This is a genomic window from Streptomyces sp. SBT349, from assembly GCF_001083795.1.
GTDB lineage: Bacteria > Actinomycetota > Actinomycetes > Streptomycetales > Streptomycetaceae > Streptomyces.
This window is the reverse complement of the sequence record NZ_LAVK01000492.1, coordinates 1-4,309: the sequence shown is the minus strand read 5'-3', so window position 1 is coordinate 4,309 and position 4,309 is coordinate 1. Positions and strand designations below refer to the sequence as shown.

General features: G+C 68.7%; 6 protein-coding genes. 1 reads left to right on the top strand and 5 read right to left on the bottom strand.

Annotated features, from left to right (window positions below):
• Window positions 1–402 precede the first annotated feature (402 nt).
• Window positions 403–747, top strand: a complete 345-nt coding sequence (locus tag ADY01_RS33500; RefSeq protein WP_159001589.1) for a hypothetical protein — start codon at window positions 403–405, stop codon at window positions 745–747.
• A 141-nt stretch (window positions 748–888) separates the two neighbouring features.
• On the opposite strand, the gene ADY01_RS33495 is transcribed toward ADY01_RS33500, so the two are convergent.
• The 5 genes from ADY01_RS33495 to ADY01_RS33475 form a co-directional block, all read right to left on the bottom strand.
• Complete coding sequence (locus ADY01_RS33495; protein ID WP_049580526.1) at window positions 889–1,497, bottom strand: hypothetical protein; 609 nt, start codon at window positions 1,495–1,497, stop codon at window positions 889–891.
• A 325-nt stretch (window positions 1,498–1,822) separates the two neighbouring features.
• Window positions 1,823–2,338 (bottom strand): hypothetical protein, encoded by a 516-nt coding sequence (locus ADY01_RS33490; RefSeq protein WP_199826373.1) that lies wholly within the window; start codon window positions 2,336–2,338, stop codon window positions 1,823–1,825.
• Window positions 2,319–2,564 (bottom strand): hypothetical protein, encoded by a 246-nt coding sequence (locus tag ADY01_RS33485; RefSeq protein ID WP_049580524.1) that lies wholly within the window; start codon window positions 2,562–2,564, stop codon window positions 2,319–2,321. Before ADY01_RS33485 ends, ADY01_RS33490 begins: the two co-directional genes overlap by 20 nt.
• Window positions 2,565–2,867: 303 nt before the next feature.
• Window positions 2,868–3,209, bottom strand: a complete 342-nt coding sequence (locus tag ADY01_RS33480) for a hypothetical protein (protein WP_049580523.1) — start codon at window positions 3,207–3,209, stop codon at window positions 2,868–2,870.
• Window positions 3,210–3,570: 361 nt separating this feature from the next.
• Entirely contained in the window at window positions 3,571–3,861 is a 291-nt protein-coding gene (locus ADY01_RS33475; RefSeq protein ID WP_159001587.1) for a hypothetical protein, read from the bottom strand.
• Window positions 3,862–4,309: the final 448 nt, after the last annotated feature.

Below are 4,309 nucleotides of genomic sequence, written 5' to 3'. Positions count from 1 at the left end.
GGCACCGCCCCAGCGCCCGGTCGCGGCCGCTGACCGGGCGCGGCCACCGGCGCCTGCTCGCTGCGACGCGGCTCCGCGAGGACCTGCCCGACCGTCTCACGGGCAATCACGAACCGCTCCCACGCAGCTTGGTGGGGCCCAGGGCTTGATGCATGGGTTCGCGGACGTGTGGCTTGTCGAGCACGCGCAGGAGGGCTTTGCCGCGAGGGGTGGGGACCCGCCTACGGGCGTCGTAGGCGCCGCCGGCGTGAAGCACTCCGGGCCTGACCAGCGGGCGTGGTGGCGGCTTAACGGGGGAAGCCTGAGGCGCCTCGTCGTGTCGCGCCCGCACTTGGGCGCGCGTGTCTCTGATGCTGTCCGCGTCGCCGAAACCACTCGGAACGTGAACGGAAAGGTGATCGCGTGAGGCTTATCCGGAGAATGGCCACAGTGTGCACGGCTGCTGCCGCAGTGCTCGGAGTGGCGGCAAGCGGCGTGCACGCTGTCACGGGCTTCGAGCCGGTCCTGACCTCCGTCGAGGTCGAGCCCGGGGCTGTGGGGGAGGTCGTCGCGGTGTGTCCCGTGGGAAAGACTGCGACAGGAGGTGGTTTCGTCACCGAAGAAGAGGATGACTCATGGGAGGTCCTGACGTCCGGCGGCGGCTTCGTCAGCACCAACCAGACTGGCTGGGGCGTCGCCGCCCGGAACACCGGCACCGAGCCGCAGACGCTGCATGCCGAAGCCATCTGCGTCGATTCGGGGAGCTGACCGTCAGGCAGCAGCCCGGGAGCACGCTACTCGATCTCTTCCTCAAACTAGTCGGGCTGGTGGGACACGTATTGACCGTGCGGATGGCGAGGGCACTGGTGGATGAACCGCCCCTGCGTAGCGGTTCTGCGGGTTGATGGACTACCTGGCCTGCGACTTGAACCGCCAGACTGCGTGCTCCAATCCGCCAGGCTCATGCCCGAGAACGGTGGCGGTCGCCTCGTACACGCCTCGCAGTTCCTCGTACCCAAGGACCGAGACACCGGCGTCTGCAGCGAAAGCGCACAGGTGCACGTCCACCGCCACCTGCGATCGCCCGACAAGGTTCCCGATGTAGTCAACAGTCTTCGGCCCGACGCCCCTTACCGCCCGCAGTGCACCGCGGTTGGCCTGGTGGCCGAGCCATGCGTGGAGGTCGTCGCGGGTATCGACTCCGTTCGAGGCCAGCAGATCGGTCACTCCGTGGGCTGTCGCGACCCTGCGGGGGCTGTTGAAGTCCATGGCGGTGGCGAGGTCTTCCGTTGCCAGTCGAGCTTTGAAGCCTCGGACGGTTACAGCGTCGGGCCATGCGGAGTGGAGCCGGAGAATCCGCGGCCGAATCGTCAGCTCGTACTTGCGGCGCGCCTGGAAGCTGGCGTCACAGATCACGGCACCCATGTGTGTCCAGCCGCCAGGCGGGGGGAACGGGCCGTCGCCGAGGCTGGTCCTGACGTGTGCGGCGAGCAGTCGTACAGGGCTGAGGACGTTCATGGACCAAGGATGCCTTCGCCGTTGGCAATCCGGGGTGGGAACGCCGGACGCGGGAGGCGAAAAGCGGTCTCGTCGGAGCAGTGATCAGGGGCCATCGTCACCGCAGCCTGCAGGCAGACGAAGCTGGCACTCTGGCGCCCGGTTCCTGCGCCATCCTGGCGGTCATGTCCGCCCACCGTGCACCGGATCGCACGTCTGGGTGGGGAATTGTGTGGCCGTCGGCATCTGGTGGTCCGATGCCGAACGGCCCCGTGCTGTCGGCCGGATCCCCACACGGGCGAGCCGGTCGTTCCGAGTTTCACCACGGCGTGCCGTGCGCCGGGCGTCAGGTGCCGGGCGTGCGGTCGTTGTCGTCGCCGAGCATCGTGCGCAGCAGGGTCCAGCCGGGCGCCCGCTCGCCGGGGGTGACATCGATGGTGAAGACCTCGGGGTCGTCGAAGACGGGTTCGCCATTGGGGCGGCGAGTGTAGGGCACCAGGCCGTAGTCCACACCATCATCGATGTCGAAGGCGGTCCAGGTGATGGCTTCCTGCTCGCCCTCGCGCAGCGGGTGGTTGGAGACGGCCCGCGAGACGATCGCTTCCGGTATTTGGAGCCAGACCTGTGGAACGGCGAAGACCCACCGGCCCGCGTGGATGCGGCGAGCGTGCTCAGCGACTCGGCGTTCAAACGCGGCGGCAGTCTGCTGGTCACGCAGGTAGTCGTAGTCGGAGAGGGTGAGTTTTCGCTCGCCCTGCACGATGGCGATGGCAGGGCAATCGCGGGCTCTGATGGCCTGCTCCAGTCGGCCGACGACGTCGTCGAGCAGCGAGAGCGCGGCCTCATTCACTTCCGGGTTCACCTCCTGACCGCATGTCCTGGCTCTTGTAGGCGTGGTAGGTGTCCATGATCTCCACTCGGGTCCGATCCCCGAGGTGCGCCAGGTACAGCAGTGTGCGCGTAATCTCTGCCCGCTGCTGGCGAGCCTTCCTGGCCGGCCCGTCATCGGGTTCCGCGCCGTCCAGTTCCTTGAGCGCGTCGAGCAACTCCTGGGCGGTCTCCACAGCCTTCTGCAAGTCGACTTTCACCGGGGGCCTCCTTAAAGCACACCGGCAGTCTGCCGCACTCAGCAGCCGAAGACGTCCACGCCGGCACGCGGTGCGCGTTCGAGGAGGAAGGAGGGGTGCAGGTTTCCGGCTCTTTCAGAGACCACGTCGCCGATGCGCGTCACCCTCTCTTCGGAGTGAACGCCCGGCGGGCAGGCCGGGTGGGACCGGGGGGCCGGAAGAGGGGTCGCGGACCGCAAAGCCCTCCCCGTGCCCCATGCCCGCTGCCGTGCCTCGCGTTCCGCGTCAGGGGGTGTGTCGGCTGGGGTCCGACGAGGGCTGGGGTCAGTGGTCGGCGGCAGGCAGGTAGGGGCGGATCGCCGCGACGACAGCCGCCGTGTCCACTGCGAAGTCGGTTGTCCCGCTTCCGTTGTGGATCACGGTGAAGTCCCCGGTGTCGTTCTCCGGGTCGGGGTAGTGGCAGGCCAGCCAGCCGTCGTGCTCGGTAGGCGGGTACTCGGTCTCGTTCTCGTGCCAACCGGTGCCGCTCACCCAGATCGCGGCTCCGTCACCGACGTCGATCCGGACGTAAGGGTTCGAGGCGGTGCTGTCCGGGGTGCCTGTGATTCCTTCCCGAGCCAGTGCCTGGATGAGCAGGTACTCGGCCGTGTGCTGAGAGCTGGTCATGTTTCGTCCTTTCGAGGTCATTGCCTGGAACGGGATCCCCGAAGGGGATGGGGAAGGGGAACGGCCGGAGCGGAGGAGAACCGCCCGGCCGCCGGTTGTGGATCAGCCGCTTGGAGGCGATGTTCTTCAGCCCGTCGTCTCCCTCCTCTCGTCTTCTCGTCCGTCTTGGCAGGAGTGCAGCGCCCCGGTGGGCCGCTGCTGGGCGCACGGGATGTCATCCGGTGAACGGAGGGATCGGCAGGCCCGGGCGGTAATCCACGTGGGCCTCGGGCGGGACTGGGGCGCCGGTGCACGGGTCAGTGGTGTACGCCTTCCGTACGGACCGTGCGGTGAGGGGATGCAGCCAGCCGTCCGCTATCGCTCACCCGCGTACCGTCTCCCGGTGTCCTCCGAGCGGGAGCGTGCGCGTGATGAGGCCGCCACCCTCGTGGGGTCCGAACGCGATCTCCAGGGTCAGGCAGAGCATGACCGCGTCGAACGCTTCGTACCAGCGGTTCCCGTCCGGGGAGACAACAGCTGTCATATGCGCCGCGACGGGGGTGGGTAGGACTGAGACGACGATGTCGTGGTCGCCGGGGCCGAGAGCAGTAAGCAGGTGCCGCTGGCACACGGCCGCGCGGCGGTTCCTCGGCGGGGGGAGGGAGTTGTTCACTGTGTGGTTGCTCCTTTCGGGCGGGTCGCTGGGGTGAAGGAAGGGCTCGGCGCGGAACTGGCGTGAGGCACTACGGGTCCACGGGTGGTTGTGGGCCATCCCGATCCGTCTGGGCGCCGGAAGGCGTGGCGAGCGGCCAGCTCGGCGACGGCGGCCACCGTGCCCGAGCCTGCGCGGTGCGACGGCGGTCGCGGCGGGGTGGGGAACGCCTGAGCTGACCGTCGCCGGGCGGCAGCGAGCAGTGGGGTGGCGCTCCGTCGAGCTCGGGTCGGGGATCCTCGCGAACCGCCCGTCTCTTCAGGACGTCGACGTCGAGGCCTGCGCCTGGGACATCGTCGCTGAGGCCGATCCGGAGCCGGTAATTGCCCGGGGGATCATCCGGGCGTCCCAGCCAGGCTGGGACGACAGGGCGCTGGGGATCAGGGTTCAGGGGCGGCCAGGTGTGGGG

Excerpts from the sequence above, each read along its gene's own strand:
- ADY01_RS33495 (WP_049580526.1), bottom strand. The coding sequence starts at position 1,497 with ATGAACGTCCTCAGCCCTGTACGACTGCTCGCCGCACACGTCAGGACC.
- ADY01_RS33480 (WP_049580523.1), bottom strand. The coding sequence starts at position 3,209 with ATGACCAGCTCTCAGCACACGGCCGAGTACCTGCTCATCCAGGCACTG.